General features: G+C 69.8%; 16 protein-coding genes. 10 read left to right on the top strand and 6 right to left on the bottom strand.

The annotated features are described in order from the left end of the window. Positions 1 to 21: 21 nt before the first annotated feature. On the top strand, positions 22 to 486 hold the full coding sequence (locus IG75_RS0126185) for a peroxiredoxin (RefSeq protein WP_030523758.1): 465 nt from the start codon (positions 22 to 24) through the stop codon (positions 484 to 486). Positions 487 to 629: 143 nt separating this feature from the next. Further along, positions 630 to 1,118: a MarR family winged helix-turn-helix transcriptional regulator gene (locus IG75_RS0126180; protein WP_030523759.1), complete on the top strand. Its 489-nt coding sequence runs from the start codon at positions 630 to 632 to the stop codon at positions 1,116 to 1,118. 9 nt (positions 1,119 to 1,127) lie between these two features. Here the strand turns inward: IG75_RS0126180 and hisI are convergent, their stop codons facing one another. Genes hisI through priA form a run of 4 tightly spaced genes read right to left on the bottom strand, consistent with a single transcriptional unit; the run spans position 1,128 to position 3,879 of the window. Next, the gene (gene hisI / locus IG75_RS0126175; RefSeq protein ID WP_030523760.1) at positions 1,128 to 1,478 is read right to left on the bottom strand and encodes a phosphoribosyl-AMP cyclohydrolase; all 351 of its coding nucleotides are present in this window, start codon (positions 1,476 to 1,478) and stop codon (positions 1,128 to 1,130) included. Then, positions 1,478 to 2,248: an imidazole glycerol phosphate synthase subunit HisF gene (hisF, locus tag IG75_RS0126170; protein ID WP_030523761.1), complete on the bottom strand. Its 771-nt coding sequence runs from the start codon at positions 2,246 to 2,248 to the stop codon at positions 1,478 to 1,480. Before hisF ends, hisI begins: the two co-directional genes overlap by 1 nt. A gap of 7 nt (positions 2,249 to 2,255) precedes the next feature. Continuing rightward, on the bottom strand, positions 2,256 to 3,122 hold the full coding sequence (locus IG75_RS0126165) for an inositol monophosphatase family protein (RefSeq protein WP_051714925.1): 867 nt from the start codon (positions 3,120 to 3,122) through the stop codon (positions 2,256 to 2,258). Between the two features lie 25 nt (positions 3,123 to 3,147). Beyond that, complete coding sequence (gene priA, locus IG75_RS0126160; protein WP_030523763.1) at positions 3,148 to 3,879, bottom strand: bifunctional 1-(5-phosphoribosyl)-5-((5-phosphoribosylamino)methylideneamino)imidazole-4-carboxamide isomerase/phosphoribosylanthranilate isomerase PriA; 732 nt, start codon at positions 3,877 to 3,879, stop codon at positions 3,148 to 3,150. A gap of 291 nt (positions 3,880 to 4,170) precedes the next feature. On the opposite strand from priA, the gene IG75_RS0126155 reads away from it, so the two are divergent. From IG75_RS0126155 to hisH, 7 genes are all read left to right on the top strand, one after another. Continuing rightward, the gene (locus IG75_RS0126155) at positions 4,171 to 5,745 is read left to right on the top strand and encodes a serine/threonine-protein kinase (protein WP_030523764.1); all 1,575 of its coding nucleotides are present in this window, start codon (positions 4,171 to 4,173) and stop codon (positions 5,743 to 5,745) included. 51 nt (positions 5,746 to 5,796) lie between these two features. Further along, complete coding sequence (locus tag IG75_RS0126150; RefSeq protein ID WP_030523765.1) at positions 5,797 to 6,399, top strand: maleylpyruvate isomerase family mycothiol-dependent enzyme; 603 nt, start codon at positions 5,797 to 5,799, stop codon at positions 6,397 to 6,399. Between the two features lie 36 nt (positions 6,400 to 6,435). Further along, on the top strand, positions 6,436 to 6,867 hold the full coding sequence (locus IG75_RS0126145) for a hypothetical protein (protein WP_030523766.1): 432 nt from the start codon (positions 6,436 to 6,438) through the stop codon (positions 6,865 to 6,867). Positions 6,868 to 6,964: 97 nt separating this feature from the next. Further along, positions 6,965 to 8,302, top strand: a complete 1,338-nt coding sequence (gene hisD, locus IG75_RS0126140; protein WP_030523767.1) for a histidinol dehydrogenase — start codon at positions 6,965 to 6,967, stop codon at positions 8,300 to 8,302. After that, entirely contained in the window at positions 8,299 to 9,456 is a 1,158-nt protein-coding gene (locus tag IG75_RS0126135) for a histidinol-phosphate transaminase (RefSeq protein WP_036515163.1), read from the top strand. The genes hisD and IG75_RS0126135 overlap by 4 nt, the downstream gene beginning before the upstream one ends. Before the next feature lie 20 nt (positions 9,457 to 9,476). Continuing rightward, positions 9,477 to 10,109, top strand: coding sequence for an imidazoleglycerol-phosphate dehydratase HisB (gene hisB / locus IG75_RS0126130; RefSeq protein ID WP_030523769.1), 633 nt, complete (start codon positions 9,477 to 9,479; stop codon positions 10,107 to 10,109). A 64-nt stretch (positions 10,110 to 10,173) separates the two neighbouring features. After that, complete coding sequence (gene hisH, locus IG75_RS0126125) at positions 10,174 to 10,806, top strand: imidazole glycerol phosphate synthase subunit HisH (protein ID WP_030523770.1); 633 nt, start codon at positions 10,174 to 10,176, stop codon at positions 10,804 to 10,806. A gap of 14 nt (positions 10,807 to 10,820) precedes the next feature. Here the strand turns inward: hisH and IG75_RS0126120 are convergent, their stop codons facing one another. Continuing rightward, positions 10,821 to 11,795 carry an alpha/beta hydrolase family protein gene (locus IG75_RS0126120; RefSeq protein WP_245713201.1) on the bottom strand — a complete coding sequence of 325 codons (975 nt, stop codon included), beginning with the start codon at positions 11,793 to 11,795 and terminating at the stop codon, positions 10,821 to 10,823. Positions 11,796 to 11,884: 89 nt separating this feature from the next. Here IG75_RS0126120 and IG75_RS0126115 point away from each other — a divergent pair, with 89 nt between their 5' ends. After that, positions 11,885 to 13,063 (top strand): winged helix DNA-binding domain-containing protein, encoded by a 1,179-nt coding sequence (locus IG75_RS0126115; protein ID WP_030523772.1) that lies wholly within the window; start codon positions 11,885 to 11,887, stop codon positions 13,061 to 13,063. 186 nt (positions 13,064 to 13,249) lie between these two features. Here IG75_RS0126115 and IG75_RS0126110 read toward each other — a convergent pair whose 3' ends face one another. Further along, the gene (locus tag IG75_RS0126110) at positions 13,250 to 16,153 is read right to left on the bottom strand and encodes a helix-turn-helix transcriptional regulator (protein WP_030523773.1); all 2,904 of its coding nucleotides are present in this window, start codon (positions 16,151 to 16,153) and stop codon (positions 13,250 to 13,252) included. Between the last annotated feature and the right edge of the window lie 245 nt (positions 16,154 to 16,398).

Raw genomic sequence — 16,398 nt, 5'->3', positions numbered from 1 at the left:
CGTCACAGGTACTGTCCGGGTATGAAGATCGGCTCGCTCGCGCCCTCGTTCGAACTCCCGGATCAGAGCGGTACGCTCCGCTCCCTGGACTCCCTGCTGGCGGGCGGGCCACTCGTCCTGTTCTTCTACCCCGCCGCGAACACTCCGGTATGCACCGCCGAGGCCTGCCATTTCCGTGATCTCACCGCCGAATTCGCCGCGCTCGGCGCCGGTTGCGCCGGGATCAGTGCCGACGCGGTGGACGTGCAGGCCGGGTTCGCGGGAGCGCAGCGGCTGGAATATCCGCTGCTCTCCGACGCCGACGGCACGGTCGCCGAGGAATACGGAGTCAAGCGCGGCCTGCTGGGCAAGCTGATGCCGGTGAAGCGACATACCTTCGTGATCGGTACCGACCGCCGGATCCTGACCGTGATCAGTAGTGAACTACGCGCGAATGTGCACGCCGACAAGGCGCTGGAGTTCCTCCGCGGCCGCACCGCCGCCTGATCCGCCGCGGGGCCGCGTGGACCCTGTGAATGAACTCACCTTCGTTTCCGAGATGCCACACGACCGAGCGAAGTCGTGGCAAACTCTCCATAGCCGAGCGACCACTGCCGCAATCGTCGCCGGGGTGGAGAGAAGGCGGACAAGTGACGGATTGGCTGAACCCGGTCGAAGGACGCGCCTGGCGCGCGGTGGTGGCACTGTTGAACCGTCTGCCGGGGGCTCTGGACACCGACCTACAGCGGGAATCCGGTGTCACTCATTTCGAGTACTGGGTGCTCACCCTGCTCTCGGAGGCGCCGGACCGGCGGCTGCAGATGAGCGAGCTCGCACAGAGAGCTAACTCATCGCTATCCAGGCTGTCGCATGTGGTGTCCAAGCTCGAGCGCATGGGGTGGGCGACCCGCACGGCGGCCACCGGGCGGCGCGGGGTACTGGCGCTGCTCACCGACGAGGGCCATCAGAAGGTCGTGGAAGCAGCGCCCGGCTATATGGACGTCGTGCACCGGTTGGTGTTCGAGGGCCTGGACGCCGAACAGACCGCGGCCCTGGCCGACCTGGGCGAAACCCTCACCACCCATCTGGGGACGGTACTGGGGTCCGGTCGGCCCACCGCCTCGGATTCGCGGCGCTGACCCGCCGGCCTACTCTCCGGCCAGCAGTACATCGGTGTCGAAGCACGTATGGGTACCGGTATGGCAGGCCGCGCCCTCCTGGTCGACGATCAGCAGCACGGTGTCGCCGTCACAGTCCAGCCGCACCTCGTGTACGTACTGGGTGTGCCCGGAGGTCTCGCCCTTCACCCAGTACTGCTGCCGGGACCGTGAGTAGTAGGTGGCACGGCGGGTGGCCAGGGTGCGCGCCAGCGCCTGGTCGTCCATCCAGGCCATCATCAGCACCTGGCCGGTGCCGCGTTCCTGCGCGACAGCGGCCACCAGCCCGGCCTCGTTGCGCGCGAGTCGGGCGGCGATCGCCGGATCGAGGATCTGGTCCATCACCGCACCACCAGATCCGCGGCCCGCATGGCGTCCTTGACCTGCGGGATGGTCAGATCGCCGAAGTGGAACACGCTCGCGGCGAGCACGGCGTCCGCACCGGCCTGCACGGCCGGGGCGAAATGCTCCACCGCACCGGCGCCACCGGAGGCGATGACCGGGATCGAGACCGCCGCCCGCACCGCGCCGATCATCCGCAGATCGAAACCGGCCTTGGTGCCGTCGGCATCCATCGAATTGAGCAGGATCTCCCCCACCCCGAGTTCGGCGCCGCGAATCGCCCATTCGACCGCGTCGATTCCGGTGCCGCGCCGTCCGCCGTGTGTGGTGACCTCCCAGCCCGAAGGGGTGGCCGGCTCTCCGTCGGGCACGGTCCGGGCGTCCACCGACAGCACGATGCACTGCGACCCGAATCGCTGCGACATCTCGTGCAGCACCTCGGGTCGCGCGATGGCGGCGGTGTTCACCGAGACCTTGTCGGCTCCCGCGCGCAGCAGCCGGTCCACATCCTCGACGGTGCGGACCCCGCCGCCGACGGTGAGCGGAATGAAGATCTGTTCGGCGGTGCGGGTCACCACGTCGAGCATGGTGCCGCGGTCGCCACTGGAGGCGGTGACATCGAGGAAGGTGAGTTCGTCGGCGCCCTGGGCGTCGTAGGCCGCCGCCAGTTCGACCGGGTCACCGGCATCCCGCAGGTTCTGGAAGTTCACCCCCTTGACCACACGCCCGGAATCGACGTCCAGGCAAGGAATCACCCGAGTAGCAAGCATGGATTCCTCATCTCTCCTCCTCGCCGCGCGGACCGGCCGTATCCACCCGGTCGGAGACGGCGGTGTACCCGCTGCCCCGGGTCGCGGCGATCATATCCAGCAGCTCGGCGTGCACACCCGGCGCGGCCGCCAGCACCGAACCGGATTCGATGGTCCAGTCCACGCCCTCGAGATCGGTGACCACACCGCCCGCGCACCGCACCATGAGCGCACCGGCCGCGTTGTCCCACGGGTGGTGCCCGAAGACGATCGCCCCGCCCAGCGTGCCCTCGGCGGTGAAGGCCAGGTCGATACCGGTGGACCCGTGCATCCGCACCCGCGAGGACAGGGCACTCAATGTGCCGAGGACCCGATGCCGGAACAGGCCCGGCACCCGTCCGGTGGATTCGATATTGAAGGCCCCGAACCCGATCATCGCCTCGTCGAGCACGGCGGGGGCCAGCGGCGGCTGCGGTTTACCGTCGAGCAACAGCGGACCGCCCGCGACCGCCGCGTATCGGCGGCCCAGCGGCGGGAACCATGCCAGGCCCAGTACCGGCTCCCCGTCGCGGACCAGCGCCAGCAGCGTGCCGGTGAGCGGGTGCCCGTTCGAATAGTTGAAGGTGCCGTCGATGGGATCCAGCACCCACGCGGTACCGCTGGTGAGCGCGGGCCCGCCGAACTCCTCGCCGTGCACCTCGATCCCGGTCCGGTCGACGAGCCGGGCGGAAATGGTCCGTTCGAGTTCCAGATCGAGTTCGGTCGCGAAATCCCGCGACCCCTTGGCCACCGCACTGGGTGCGCCCCGGCCCTCGAGAAAACGGCCGCTCACCCCGTCGAGGATTTCGGCGGCGGTGGTCAGCAGAGTGGCCAGTTCGCTCTCTGTTCCGGTCATCGTCTCGGCCCCCGGTCGTCGCGGTTCAACGGACGGCGGCCAGCGCCTCGGGGAGGGTGAACCGGCCCGCGTACAGGGCCTTGCCCACGATCGCTCCCTCCACACCCTCGGGCACCAGGTCGGCGATCGCGGTGAGGTCGGCCAGGGCGGACACCCCGCCGGAGGCGATCACCGGCGCGTCGGTGGCCATGCACACCTCGCGCAGCAGGTCCAGGTTCGGTCCGGTGAGAGTGCCGTCCTTGGTGACATCGGTGACGACATACCGGGAGCAACCGTCGCGTTCCAGGCGTTCGAGCACCTCCCACAGGTCGCCGCCGTCGCTGACCCAGCCGCGCCCGCGCAACCGGTACTCCCCGTCGACCTTCTGCACATCCAGCCCGACCGCGACCCGCTCGCCGTACTCCGCGATCGCCCGTGCACACCACTGCGGGTCCTCGAGGGCGGCGGTGCCGAGGTTGACCCGGGCGCAACCGGTGGCCATCGCGGCCTTCAGCGATTCGTCGTCGCGGATTCCGCCGGACAGTTCGACCGCGACATCGAGTTCGCCGACCACCCGGGCGAGCAGTTCACGGTTGGAGCCACGGCCGAACGCGGCGTCCAGATCGACCAGATGGACCCATTCGGCGCCGTCCTCCTGCCACGCCAGAGCCGCATCGCGGGGCGAACCGTAACTGGTTTCGCTGCCCGCCGCGCCCTGTACCAGGCGGACGGCCTCTCCATTGGCGACATCGACAGCGGGCAGCAGCACAAGACTCACTCGGAACAGCCTAGTAGGTACGGCCGGACAGAACCCATCCGCAGTCCACGCGCAACCGGACCGGAGGTGGCGGCGTTACCGGTTAGCCCGGCGTTCGCCGGTCGCCCGGGCGGATGCCCACGCCCACCCTCCGGCCGGCGCGCACCCACCCGCGGCCGCCCGCTAAGGTGACATCACCCACTGGGGCGGTCGAGGTGCCCGCTACACTCGTCCCGAACGCGTGAGTGGTCAAGGACGCGGCATGTCACGATTTCGAGAAGGTTCGGAGTAGGCGCCATCGATACCGGTCAGTTGATCGCGGATCACTACCGCCTGGTCGAGCAGATTGGTAGCGGCGGCACAGGCGTGGTCTGGCGTGCCGTCGACGAGCGTCTGCAACGGTCGGTGGCGATCAAGCAGATCCACATCAAACCCAGTCTGCCGCCCGCGGAGCGCGATGTGCTCCGGCAGCGAGCGACCCGGGAGGCCCGCAACGCGGCCCGGTTCCAGCATCCGAATGCCATCGTGGTCTTCGACATCACCGAGCACGGCGGCGATCCGTGCCTGGTGATGGAGTACATGAAATCCCGCAGCCTGGCGCAGGTGCTGTCGGCGCAGGGACCGCTACCCCTACCGCAAGTCGCCCGGATCGGCGAGCAGGTGGCCTCGGCGCTCATCGCGGCGCACCAGGCCGGCATCGTGCACCGCGATGTGAAACCCGGCAATGTGCTGCTCGACGATCACGGCACCGTGAAGATCACCGATTTCGGTATCTCCCGGGCCACCGGCGATGTCACGCTCACCGAAACCGGCCTGATCTGCGGAACCGCCGCGTATCTCGCGCCGGAGGTGGCGCGCGGCGCCGATCCGACCCCGGCCGCGGACGTTTTCGCACTCGGCGCCACGCTCTTCCACGCGCTGGAGGGTGAGCCGCCGTTCGGGTCCGGTAATCCGCTCAAAGTGCTCTACGCGGCGGCCAACGGCCAGGTGAGTGAACCGCAGAACGCGGGTCCCGCCACCGATTTCGTGCTCGATCTGCTCAGCTCGGATCCACGGGACCGGCCGACCATGCGCGAGGCCCGCGAAGCGCTGTCCCGGTTCGCCGGATTCGAGAACGCGGCAGCCGAGCACGGCGGTTTCGTACCGGCGCGCGAAGCCTTCGACCGCAACGGCCACGGTGGCAACGGCCACGGCGGCGCCGCGGTCAGCACGATGGAATCGCCGGCCCCCGGCCGCTACGGCGGCCCGGCCGAGGAGCCCCGGCCGCGGCGCCGGCCGGAACCACGCTCGGCGGGACGCAACGGGGAGGAGTCACGGCCGCCACGCCGGCCGGCGAACCATCCCCCCACGAGCACCCAGCCGGTCGCGCGGAAATCGGGCGGTAACGGCGGAGTCAAACGCGCGGTGGTCATCGGCGGTATCGCCGGGGCCGCGGTCGTCGGCGGGGTGCTGTTCTTCAACTCCTCCGATTCGGGTGACAGCGGTTCGGCACAGGCGGACACCACGACCAGCGCCACCGTCTCGAACTCCCCCGATACCCCGGCCGCCAGCAGTCCCACGGTCGGTTCCACGGCCAGCACCGGCTCGGTCGAATGGGTGCAGGCCGGACAGTTGATCGAACAGTTCTATCTGGATCCCGCCGGGTCCTGGTCGCTGCTGACCCCCGCCGCCCAGCAGGTGTACGGCAGCCAGCAGGAGTTCCAGCAGTACTGGTCGACCCGCACCGTGCAGAATTTCAGCCGGATCGAGGCGTACAAGGGCAACAACCCCGACGGTTCGGTGGATATGCGGGTGAACAACCTCAGTTACGGCGGCCAGACCCGTACGCCGACCCTGCGGATCATCAGCTCCGGCGGCAGTCTGCTGATCGACAGCGATACCCGCTGACGGCCGGTCGGCTCCGGGGTACCGGAGACCGGCCGGGTTATGGTGTGCGACATGGATATCCGGGGGATGCTCGCCGACGAGCGCGCCGAGATGACCGCCCTGCTGCGGGAGCTGTCCGAGGCGGAGTGGGATGCGCCGACCCTGTGCACCGGCTGGCGGGTGCGGGAACTGGTGGCCCATCTGCGCTACGACAGCATCTCCCTGGCCGAGTACGCCGGGATCACGGTACGCAATCGCTTCTCCATCGACGGTGTCAACAACGCGATGGCCGCCATCGGAACGCAGCGGGCACCGGCGCAGCTACTGGCGGAATTCGCCGCGGCCCCCGGATCGGTATCGCGCTGGTGGCCCCGCCTCGGTCTCGCCGATCTGTTCGTCCACCAGCAGGACATTCGCCGCCCGCTCGGCCGGACCCGGGACATCCCCGCCGACCGGTTGCGCGCCGTGCTCGATTGGCCCGACCCGTTCGCCCGTCCCGGGCGGTATACGAAGGGGTTACAGTTCGCCGCGACAGATTTCGACTGGGTCAAAGGGTCCGGTCCTGCGGTGCGGGGCCGGGGCGAGGCGCTAGCGTTGGCGATGGTTGGCCGTCCGGTGGTCCTCGACGAACTCGAGGGCGAGGGGGTGGCGGAACTGCGTCGCCGCTGTAGCTGAACATCAGAGTTCGCTCCACCGATGGGAGACGCGTAGATGACCGAGTCCGCGCTGTCCGCGATGGGCAGGATGACCGGCGAATGGAAGACGACCACGAGCCTGTATCCCGATATCACCGGGCATACGGCGATCGAGTGGATGCCCGACGCACGGTTCCTGACGGTCCGCTACACGGTCCCGGATCCCGGGGTCAGCTGGACCTGGCTGGTCGGCGCCGACGACCTGTATCAGGAGCGCCTCGTCATCCTGCACTACGACCAGTTCGGTGAGCACCGGATCTACCAGGGTTCCTTCGACGGACCGCTGTGGCGGGTGTGGCGCGATGCGCCCGGCCATTCCCAGCGGTTCACCGGGAACCTGGACGAGACGGGGACCACATTCCGCGCCACCTGGGAGCGCTCGGACTCCGAACTGGATCCGCGCAGCTGGGAGCACTGGCTCGATTTCGTCTACACGCGGATCTCCTGATCACCGACCACACAATTATTCGGTAGTAACGGCCCGTTAGGCTGGAACGGCACCCTGTGCTGATGTAACCAGGCCGAAGACGAGGACCGAAACCACCATGACATCCCGTATCGAGCTCGCCCGCGTGGATCTGCGCGGTCGCACTCCCACGACCGCGCAACTGCGCACCGCGCTACCGCGCGGTGGTGTCGATGTGGACTCGGTACTGCATCAGGTGCGGCCCGTGGTGGAGGCCGTCCGCGACCGCGGCGCGGCGGCGGCGCTGGAATTCGGCGCGAAATTCGACGGTGTCACGCCGGACTCCGTGCGTGTCCCGGCGCAGCGGCTCGCCGCGGCCCTGGACGAGCTGGAACCAGCGGTACGCGCCGCGCTCGAGGTCGCGATCGACCGCACCCGCGCGGTGCACGCGGATCAGCGGCGCACCGACACCACCACCGAGGTGGTGCCGGGCGGGACCGTGACCGAGCGCTGGGTTCCGGTGGAGCGGGTCGGGCTGTACGTGCCCGGCGGTAACGCGGTCTACCCGTCCAGCGTCGTGATGAACGTGGTCCCGGCCCAGGCCGCCGGAGTGGAATCGCTGGTGGTGGCCTCGCCGCCGCAACAGCAGTTCGGCGGGCTCCCGCACCCCACCATCCTGGCCGCCGCCCGGCTGCTGGGCGTCGAGGAGGTATGGGCGGTCGGCGGGGCGCAGGCGGTGGCGCTGCTGTCCTACGGCGGCACCGATACCGACGGCGCCGATCTGCTGCCGGTCGACCTGATCACCGGTCCCGGCAATATCTACGTGACCGCCGCCAAACGGCTCTGCCGCGGCCTGGTCGGGATCGACGCCGAGGCCGGTCCCACCGAGATCGCCGTACTGGCCGACGCCACCGCCGATCCGATCCATGTGGCCGCCGACCTGATCAGCCAGGCCGAACACGATGTGCTCGCCGCCAGTGTGCTGGTCACCGACAGCCCCGAACTGGCCGATGCGGTGGACGCGGCGCTGACCGCGCAGCTGACCGTGGTGAAACACGCCGAGCGGGTCACCACCGCGCTGACCGGGACACAATCGGGCACCGTGCTGGTCGACGATATCGAGCAGGGCCTGCGGGTGGTCAACGCCTACGCCGCCGAACACCTCGAGATCCAGACCACCGACGCCGCGGCCGTGGCCGCCCGGGTACGCAGCGCGGGCGCGATCTTCGTCGGCCCCTACGCCCCGGTCAGTCTGGGCGACTACTGCGCCGGATCGAATCACGTGCTGCCCACGGCCGGTTGCGCCCGGCATTCGTCGGGGCTCAGCGTGCAGACCTTCCTACGCGGAATCCACGTGGTGGAGTACAGCGAGACGGCCCTGAAAGATGTGGCCGGACATGTGGTCGCGCTGGCCGACGCCGAAGACCTGCCCGCCCACGGTCAGGCCGTCCGCGCGCGTTTCGAGACGCTGTCGTGACCGCGCCCGACGCCGCGGCGACGACCGCGACCGCGATTCCCGGATCCGCCATCGGCCTCGACGCGCTCCCGCTGCGGGAGAACCTGCGCGGCAAATCCCCCTACGGCGCACCGCAACTCAGCGTGCCGGTGCAGCTCAACACCAACGAGAATCCGCATCCGCCGAGCCGCGCGCTGATCGACGATGTGGCCGAGGCGGTCCGGGCCGCGGCCGCCGACCTGCACCGCTACCCGGATCGCGACGCGGTGGCCCTGCGCGCCGATCTCGCCGCCTACCTCACCCGGCAGACCGGGGTCGCGGTGGACGCGGCCAATGTGTGGGCGGCCAACGGGTCCAACGAGATCCTGCAGCAGCTGCTGCAGGCGTTCGGCGGGCCCGGCCGGCGGGCACTGGGTTTCGTGCCCTCGTATTCGATGCACCCGATCATCTCCGAGGGCATCGATACCGAATGGGTCGAGGCGAAGCGGGGCGCCGATTTCGCGATCGATATCGACGCCGCCCTCGCCGCCCTCGCCGAACGGCGGCCCGATGTGGTTTTCGTGACCAGCCCGAACAACCCGACCGGGCACAGTATCGCGCCCGCGGATCTGGCCCGGATCCTCGACGCCGCGCCCGGAATCGTGATCGTGGACGAGGCCTACGCGGAATTCTCCGCGGCGCCCAGCGCCGTCGGCCTGATCGACCGATACCCCGCCAAACTGGTGGTCAGCCGGACGATGAGCAAGGCGTTCGCGTTCGCCGGCGGCCGCCTCGGCTATCTGGTCGCCGCGCCCGCGGTCATCGACGCGCTGCTGCTGGTGCGGTTGCCCTATCACCTGTCGGTGGTCACCCAGGCCGCGGCGCGGGCCGCGCTGCGCCATGCCGACGAGACACTGGCGAGCGTTGCCGAACTGGCCGCGCAACGTGACCGGGTCGCCCGGGCGCTGACCGATATGGGATACGAGGTGGTCCCCAGCGACGCCAACTTCCTGCTGTTCGGGAAGTTCGCGGATGCCGCGCGCGCCTGGCAGCACTACCTGGACGAAGGCGTGCTCATCCGCGATGTCGGGATCGGCGGTTATCTGCGCGCCACCATCGGGCTGGCCGCGGAGAACGACGAATTCTTGCGGGTCAGCGCGAAACTGTCCGCCACCGAACCGACAGCGCACAGCTGAGCACCGAGACGGAAGTGAGTATGAACCGAACCGCGCGGGTGGAGCGCACCACCAAGGAATCCGCCATCCTGGTGGAACTGAACCTGGACGGCACCGGCAAGACCGATATCGCCACCGGGGTCCCGTTCTACGACCATATGCTCACCGCGCTCGGCACCCACGCCAGTTTCGATCTGACCGTGCGCGCCGACGGTGATATCGAGATCGAGGCCCACCACACCGTCGAGGACACCGCGATCGTCTTCGGGCAGGCCCTCGGACAGGCGCTCGGCGACAAGAAGGGCATCCGCCGGTTCGGCGACGCCTACATCCCGATGGACGAGACCCTGGCGCACGCCGCCGTGGACGTCTCGGGCCGGCCCTACTGTGTGCACACCGGCGAACCCGACCATCTGCTGCACGCGGTCATCCCCGGCGCACCGGTCCGCGGCCGCAACGACCCCGGGGCACCGTATTCGACGGTGCTCAACCGGCACGTGTTCGAATCGATCGCTCTCAATGCCCGGATCGCGTTGCACGTCCGGGTGCTCTACGGCCGCGACCAACACCATGTGACCGAGGCCGAGTACAAGGCGGTGGCCCGGGCGCTGCGCGCCGCCGTGGAACCCGATCCCCGCGTCCAGGGTGTGCCCTCGACGAAGGGAGCGCTCTGATGCGATCCCTTCGCCTCCGCTCCGGGCTCCGCGGACCGTATGTACTACCTATGAAGGAAGTGCTATGACGTCGGTGGTTTTGTTGGATTATGGGTCCGGGAATCTGCATTCGGCCGAGCGGGCGCTGGTGCGGGCCGGCGCGCGGGTGGAGGTGACCGCCGACCCCGAGGCCGCGCTCGCCGCCGACGGTCTGGTGGTCCCCGGTGTCGGTGCCTTCGCCGCCTGTATGGCCGGTCTGCGCGAGGTGCGCGGGGAACGGATCATCGGGCAGCGCCTGGCCGGTGGGCGGCCGGTGCTGGGCATCTGTGTGGGGATGCAGATCCTGTTCGACCGTGGTGTCGAGTTCGGCGTGGAGACCGAGGGATGCGGGGAATGGCCCGGCACCGTCGACAAATTGGACGCACCGGTGCTGCCGCATATGGGCTGGAATACCGTCAGCGCGCCGGCCGACAGCGTGCTTTTCGCAGGTATGGACCCCACCACCCGCTTCTATTTCGTGCACACCTACGCCGCCCGCAGCTGGGAGCTGCCGCCCAGCGACCACCTCGCCGCTCCCGGACTGACCTGGTGCGAATACGGCACCGGCCGGTTCCTGGCCGCGGTGGAGAACGGCGCGCTCTCGGCGACGCAGTTCCACCCGGAGAAGTCGGGTGACGCCGGGGCGCAGCTACTGTCCAACTGGGTGAAATCGCTCTGAGCCGCGGCCGCCCGCTAGGCGGCGCATTTGGCGTTCGGTGGCGGCGGGGGCGCGGCCACGACGCCGCGGGCGACATCGACCACGTAGTCGCGATTTCCGTCGAGCGGTTCGGTCCCGAGTGCGAGCCGCTCCACCACACAACCCGCCTCGAACAGGGCCGGGCCGACATTGTGGCGGCCCGGTTCGACCGTTCCGTTCAGGGTGCGCCCGCTGACGATCGAGTACAGCGTGCTGGGTTTCCCGGCGAGCATCAGGGCGGCCCGCATCTGGGTACTGGCCGCGAACGGCACCACCTCGTCGGCGGTGCCGTGGATGAGGAAGGCATGCCGGATACCCATCCGGCCGGCCTGTAGCGCCGGCGACCGTTCCGCATAGGCAAGCGGGCAGGTTAGGGGGATACAGCCGCCCGCGTCCCGCTGGATCTGCGCCTGCAGCGCGGGATAATCCGACGCGGGCCCCGCCCAGTGCGTGGCCAGGTCGGACGGGCCGAACGTATCGACCCAGTAGTCGAACAACCCGGCCGGGCCGTAGGCGGCGGCCAGGCCGGAGGTCATCGCGCCCTGGCTCCAGCCCCACAGGATGGTCCGCGCGACGCCGGGATGCGCGCCCTTGTACCACTGGGTCGCGGCGACCAGGTCCCGCCAGCCGGCCCACAGGTTCCACTCCCCCGTAGGCCACGTGGCACTGCCGCGCATATCCATGGACAGGACCGGGGTCCCGGTCCGCGCGGCGATCGCGGTGACGTACTCGGCGTACTGGGCGGACGACCCCTTGTGTCCGTGCGCCGCGACGATCAGCGCATTCCCGACCGCGCAGCCGTGCGGTTCGTAGACCAGGCCGGTGGCCCGCTCACCGTCGACCGGTACCGCGACCGGCCGGGTCTGGACCGAGCACGCCTGGGTGGCGCCGGCGGGCGCGGCGGCCGGCAGCATCGCGGCCGACGCCGCCAACAGCACCCCGGCCAGGAAGCTCATCACGCGTCTGCTCATCCTTCGAATATTCCACGGCGCGGCACACATTCGCAGGAACCGCGCCGGGACCTGCCGGGATGTCGGAGCTCGCCGCTAGCATCCGGGCCATGTATTCGATCAGTACCGCACAGCGCCGGGCCCGGATCGGTGTCCGGCACCGGCTCGCCGGCGCGCACCGCGGCGCCGGCCCGGCCGAGATCGTGCGGTCGCTGGTGGTGCTGCACGCCACCGACCCGGCCACCGTGCACCTGTCCGTGGCGGCACGCGGTCACGACCTCGGCCCCGCGCAGGTGGAGCGGGCACTGTACGAGGACCGGTCGCTGGTACGCATGCTGGCCATGCGGCGCACCATGTTCGTCGCACCGGTCGAGCTGGTGCCCGTGCTGCATGCCTCCTGCGGTACCGATCTGGCGGTCAAACAGCTCCGAACCTATGCGCGGTACCTGGAACAGGCGGGCATCGGCGAGGGTGACGCGGCGGGCTGGCTCGCCGATGTCGCCGATCGCACCCATCGGGCACTCCTGGCCCGGGGCAGCGCGACCGGGGCCCAGCTGAGCAAGGACGTCCCCGAACTGCGTACGCAGATCAATACGGCACCGGAGAAGGCGTATTCACGGCCGACGAGTATCACCAGCTGGGTGCTGGTACTGCTCGGCACCGAGGGCCGGATCGTGCGGACCCGGCCGAACGGCACCTGGTCGAGCAGCCAGTACTCCTGGGCACCGGTCGAGTCGTGGCTGGCCGGACCGCTTGCCGAACCCGGAATCGACGAGGCCCGTACCGATTTGGTCCGGGCCTGGTTGCGCGCGTTCGGCCCGGCGCCGATCGGCGATATCAAATGGTGGACCGGGTGGACGCTGGGGCAGGTACGCAAAGCGTTGGCGGCGCTGGACACCGTGGAGGTCGAGTTGGACGGTGACACCGGCGTACTCCTGGCCGACGACCTCGAACCGGTGGCCGATCCACCGCCGTGGGCCGCGCTGTTGCCCGCCCTGGACCCGACTCCGATGGGCTGGCAGTCGCGCGCCTGGTATCTCGGTGAGCATCAGCCGCGGCTGTTCGACCGCAACGGCAATATCGGGCCGACCATCTGGTACGACGGCCGGATCGTGGGTGGCTGGGCCCAACGCAAGGACGGCGAGATCGTGACGCGGCTCCTGGAGGATATCGGCGCCGACGGGGCGGCCCTGGTGGCGGCCGAGGCCGAGCGTGCCGCCGGCTGGTTCGGTGAGTTGCGCCCGATCCCGCGGTTCCGCACCCCGCTGGAGCGGGAACTCACCGCATGAGACCGGGCATCTGCGGACCGTCGTCGAGAACACCCGGGCGGTGGGTTTCTGCGAGCGGATGGGATTCACTCCCTTCGGCCCCACTCCACTGGTACCCGGTCTGCGGTCCCGGGGCGAGCGAGCGGGTCCATCGGCGCACCATGGTCCGCGACTGCTGATTCCGCGGGGCGCCCCGTTACCCCGGGGTCAGTCGCGGGAAACGGTCGACCAGCTGCCGCCGGCCACGGCGGCCAGCTCGGCCCGGGACGAGACGCCGAGTCTGGTGTACAGGCGAGTGAGGTGGGCCTCGACGGTTTTCTCGCTGACATGGAGTTCTTCGGAGATCTGCTTGTTGGTCCGGCCGAGCACCACACGGGACACGATTTCGGTCTGCCGCTCGGTCAGGTCGCCGAGCCGGTCCGTGGTCGCCGGAAGCCGGTCGCGGCGTCTCGATGACCGGCCTCCGCCCACCCGGTGCAAGCCCAGGAGGGCCCGTTCGGCCAGCCGGTCCGCCCCACAGATCTCCGCGGTGCTCAGCGCGCTGTCGAATGCCCGTTCGGCGGCGGCGGTATCGGAGCCGGACAGCGTGTGCCCGAGCAACAGTCGCGCGCGAGCGACCTCCACGGGAGTTCCGGCTGCCTCGTACGCGGCGACGGACTGCTCGGCGGTGACGCGGGCAATAGCGCTGTCGCCACAGGTCAGCTGGATCCTGGCCCGGCAGTATTTGGCGTCACCGGCGCGCATGGACAACATCGGCATCGCCTCGGCGATGCTCTCGACCAGGCGCGTGGTCTGTTCGGCGGCGTCGACACGCCCCAGTGCGAGTTCACCGTCGACCAGGTAACGGTAGAAGTACGGCATCGTGGTCGGAAACATCGGCCGCTGCTCGTGGCCCCCGGCGACGGCGAGCAGTTCGCGGCGGCCGTGGCGGTAGCGGCCCGCTTCGATCAGCGCGGCGCCGTGCACCAGGGGAGCGTGCCAGGCGAACAGCGCGTTCGGCGCCTGGGCGTTCACCCGGACGGCCAGCGCTCCGGAGGCGAGGGAATCGGTGACCCGCCCCAACAGCATCAGCAGCCAGCAGCGTGTCGCCTCGGTCCATGCCACCATCGGCGAGTTTCCGAGCAGTAGCGCGCTTTCCACGGCGCTCGCGGCGGTCGCGAGCCCGGCCGCCAACCGGCCCTGCATGAGAAAGGCGAGTGCGTGCAGATGCTGCAGTTCCACCAGATGCCTACCGTGCCCGGTATCCCGCGAGAGCCGGATACCGCGCGCCGCGTGCCCGGCCGCGGACGCGAACCGCTCCAGCGATACCTCGGCGTACACCACATTGGTGAGCCCGTCCAGCAGGTCGGGTGCGACCTCGGTGTCGGTGAGCGCATCCAGCGCCGAGGCGGCCTCGTCGAGGTGCGCCGACGCGTGCACGAGCGAGTCCCCGTACTGCAGAGTGCCCATATAGGCACCGGCGGCGGTCGCGGCCAGATACAACCGCCGGTCCGCGCTGTGCTGCGCACTGTGGCGCACCTCCCGGGCCACGCGGGCCGCTTCGTCCCAATGACGCATCATCAGATGGTTCTTCGCCAGCTCGAGCCGGAGCGCGCCCGCCGCGAGACCGCCCGGCGGGGTCAGCGCCAATGCCGCGGTCAGCAGCCGCCCGCCTTCAGTGGCATTGCCGAGTCCCTGCTCGGTCAGCGCGATCCGGGTCAGCACACCGGCGCGGTCGGTGACGGCGTCGGCGGGAATGAGGTCCAGCGCGTGCCGCAACACTTCACTGCATTCGTCGAGACGACCGGTCGCGTTCAGCACGTCGGCGAGCGAAAGGGACAGCGAGAGTCGATGTCCGGCCGGTGCGTCGTCGCTCAGCAGCCGCAGGGCCGCACGGAACCAGCGCGCCGCGGCAACCGGCGCCCGGGGGGCGGCCGCCACGCCCGCCTCGGTGAGCAGGGTGATCACCTGTTCGTCGCCGACCGTGCCACAGAGCTCCCAGTGGTGGGCGCGTATCGACAGGGCCGCACCACGCCGCGCCAGCGCTGTTGCCGCGCGACGATGCGCCTGGGTGCGCCATCCGTAGCCCGCGGCCTCGTAGACGGCGAGGCGGACGATGGGATGCCGGAACACCAGCCGCCCCGGTGTCGCCGACCCGTGCACGATGCCGGTTTCCACCACTTCGTTGGTCGCGCGACGAGCCTGCACTGTGGTCAGTTCACTGATCTCGACGGCGAGATCCCATTCCACGGAGCTACCCGCGACGGCCGCGGCGTGCAACAGCCGGCGGGCGTCGGGAGACAGGGCGCGGACCTCCTGTGCCAAGGCCGCCCGGATGGCGGCGGGAATCTCGGCCGGGCCGGGGCCGGCATCGCCCGCCGCCGCGGTCGCCGATCGCCGCCAGACCCGGGCGAGCTCTTGGAGATAGAAGGGATTACCGCCGCACTGGTCGTGCAATTGCGTCAGTTCGCCGTCGTCGAGATCTTCGTCGTGGACCAGTTCGGCGGTTTCGCCCAGCGACAGTGCCTCCAGTTGCAGCACCGTGAGGGTGCGGTCGTAGGCGGCCCGGTACAGGGCCGCGGACGCGATATCGGGGAGCGACGGGCGGCGATGGGCCAGCAGCAGCATCAGCCGGGGCGACCGGTGCCGCAGCAGGTGCACGACCACTTCGACGGAGGCGTGGTCTGCCCATTGCACGTCGTCGAGCACCAGCAGCACCGGCCGCCGTGCCGCGAGCCGATGCAGTACCGATCGGATGGCGTGATGACAGCGATGGCGCTCGATCTGCAAGGTGGTCGCCAAGGGTGTTGCCCACGCCGCCAGCGAGGGCAGCAGCCGGCCGAGTTCGGCCAGGCTGTCGCGGCCGAGGGCGGTGAGATCGGCACGGCGCAGTGCGCTCAGCGGCTCGTCGAGGGCGTCGATCACGGCGGCGTAGGGGATCGCGTGCTCGAGTTCGGTTCCGCCCCCGTGCATTACTTGGAAACCCAGCGCCGCGGCCCGGTCGGCGGCTTCCCGCAACAGCCGGGTCTTGCCGATACCCGGTTCACCGGTGATCAGGATCGCACCGTCGGCGCCCTGCCGGGTGGCGAGCAACGCCGCCTGAATCGCCTGCAGTTCCACGGTTCTGCCCACCAAGGACAGACCGTCTCGTCCCGGTGAAATCACCGATCCACTACCTCCGGGCCCAGCGGCCCGGTTCGCCGATCTCTCCGGGCCTTGGCCGAGGATGGTAGCCAGCCCGAGTCCTTCTGTCGCGCTGAGTTTCTCGCCCGCGGTGCCCGAATGTAGGGATCTCCCTACTGTCCGCGGGCTCACGATATCGGTGATTCTGGGGATCGGCAGCGGCGCCGGCACGAAATCCGTGGCAGGCGGCGACG

This window comes from Nocardia rhamnosiphila NBRC 108938 (genome assembly GCF_000720425.1).
Classification (GTDB): domain Bacteria; phylum Actinomycetota; class Actinomycetes; order Mycobacteriales; family Mycobacteriaceae; genus Nocardia; species Nocardia rhamnosiphila.
Note: the sequence above shows the minus strand (reverse complement) of the source record. Positions and strands in the feature narration are given on the sequence as shown.

Coding starts and splice junctions, on each gene's coding strand:
- IG75_RS0126145 (WP_030523766.1), top strand. CDS start 6,436: ATGACCGAGTCCGCGCTGTCCGCGATGGGCAGGATGACCGGCGAATGG.
- hisI (WP_030523760.1), bottom strand. CDS start 1,478: ATGGACCAGATCCTCGATCCGGCGATCGCCGCCCGACTCGCGCGCAAC.
- hisH (WP_030523770.1), top strand. CDS start 10,174: ATGACGTCGGTGGTTTTGTTGGATTATGGGTCCGGGAATCTGCATTCG.
- IG75_RS0126115 (WP_030523772.1), top strand. CDS start 11,885: ATGTATTCGATCAGTACCGCACAGCGCCGGGCCCGGATCGGTGTCCGG.
- IG75_RS0126185 (WP_030523758.1), top strand. CDS start 22: ATGAAGATCGGCTCGCTCGCGCCCTCGTTCGAACTCCCGGATCAGAGC.
- hisB (WP_030523769.1), top strand. CDS start 9,477: ATGAACCGAACCGCGCGGGTGGAGCGCACCACCAAGGAATCCGCCATC.
- IG75_RS0126165 (WP_051714925.1), bottom strand. CDS start 3,122: ATGACCGGAACAGAGAGCGAACTGGCCACTCTGCTGACCACCGCCGCC.
- IG75_RS0126120 (WP_245713201.1), bottom strand. CDS start 11,795: ATGAGCAGACGCGTGATGAGCTTCCTGGCCGGGGTGCTGTTGGCGGCG.
- hisD (WP_030523767.1), top strand. CDS start 6,965: ATGACATCCCGTATCGAGCTCGCCCGCGTGGATCTGCGCGGTCGCACT.
- hisF (WP_030523761.1), bottom strand. CDS start 2,248: ATGCTTGCTACTCGGGTGATTCCTTGCCTGGACGTCGATTCCGGGCGT.
- IG75_RS0126150 (WP_030523765.1), top strand. CDS start 5,797: ATGGATATCCGGGGGATGCTCGCCGACGAGCGCGCCGAGATGACCGCC.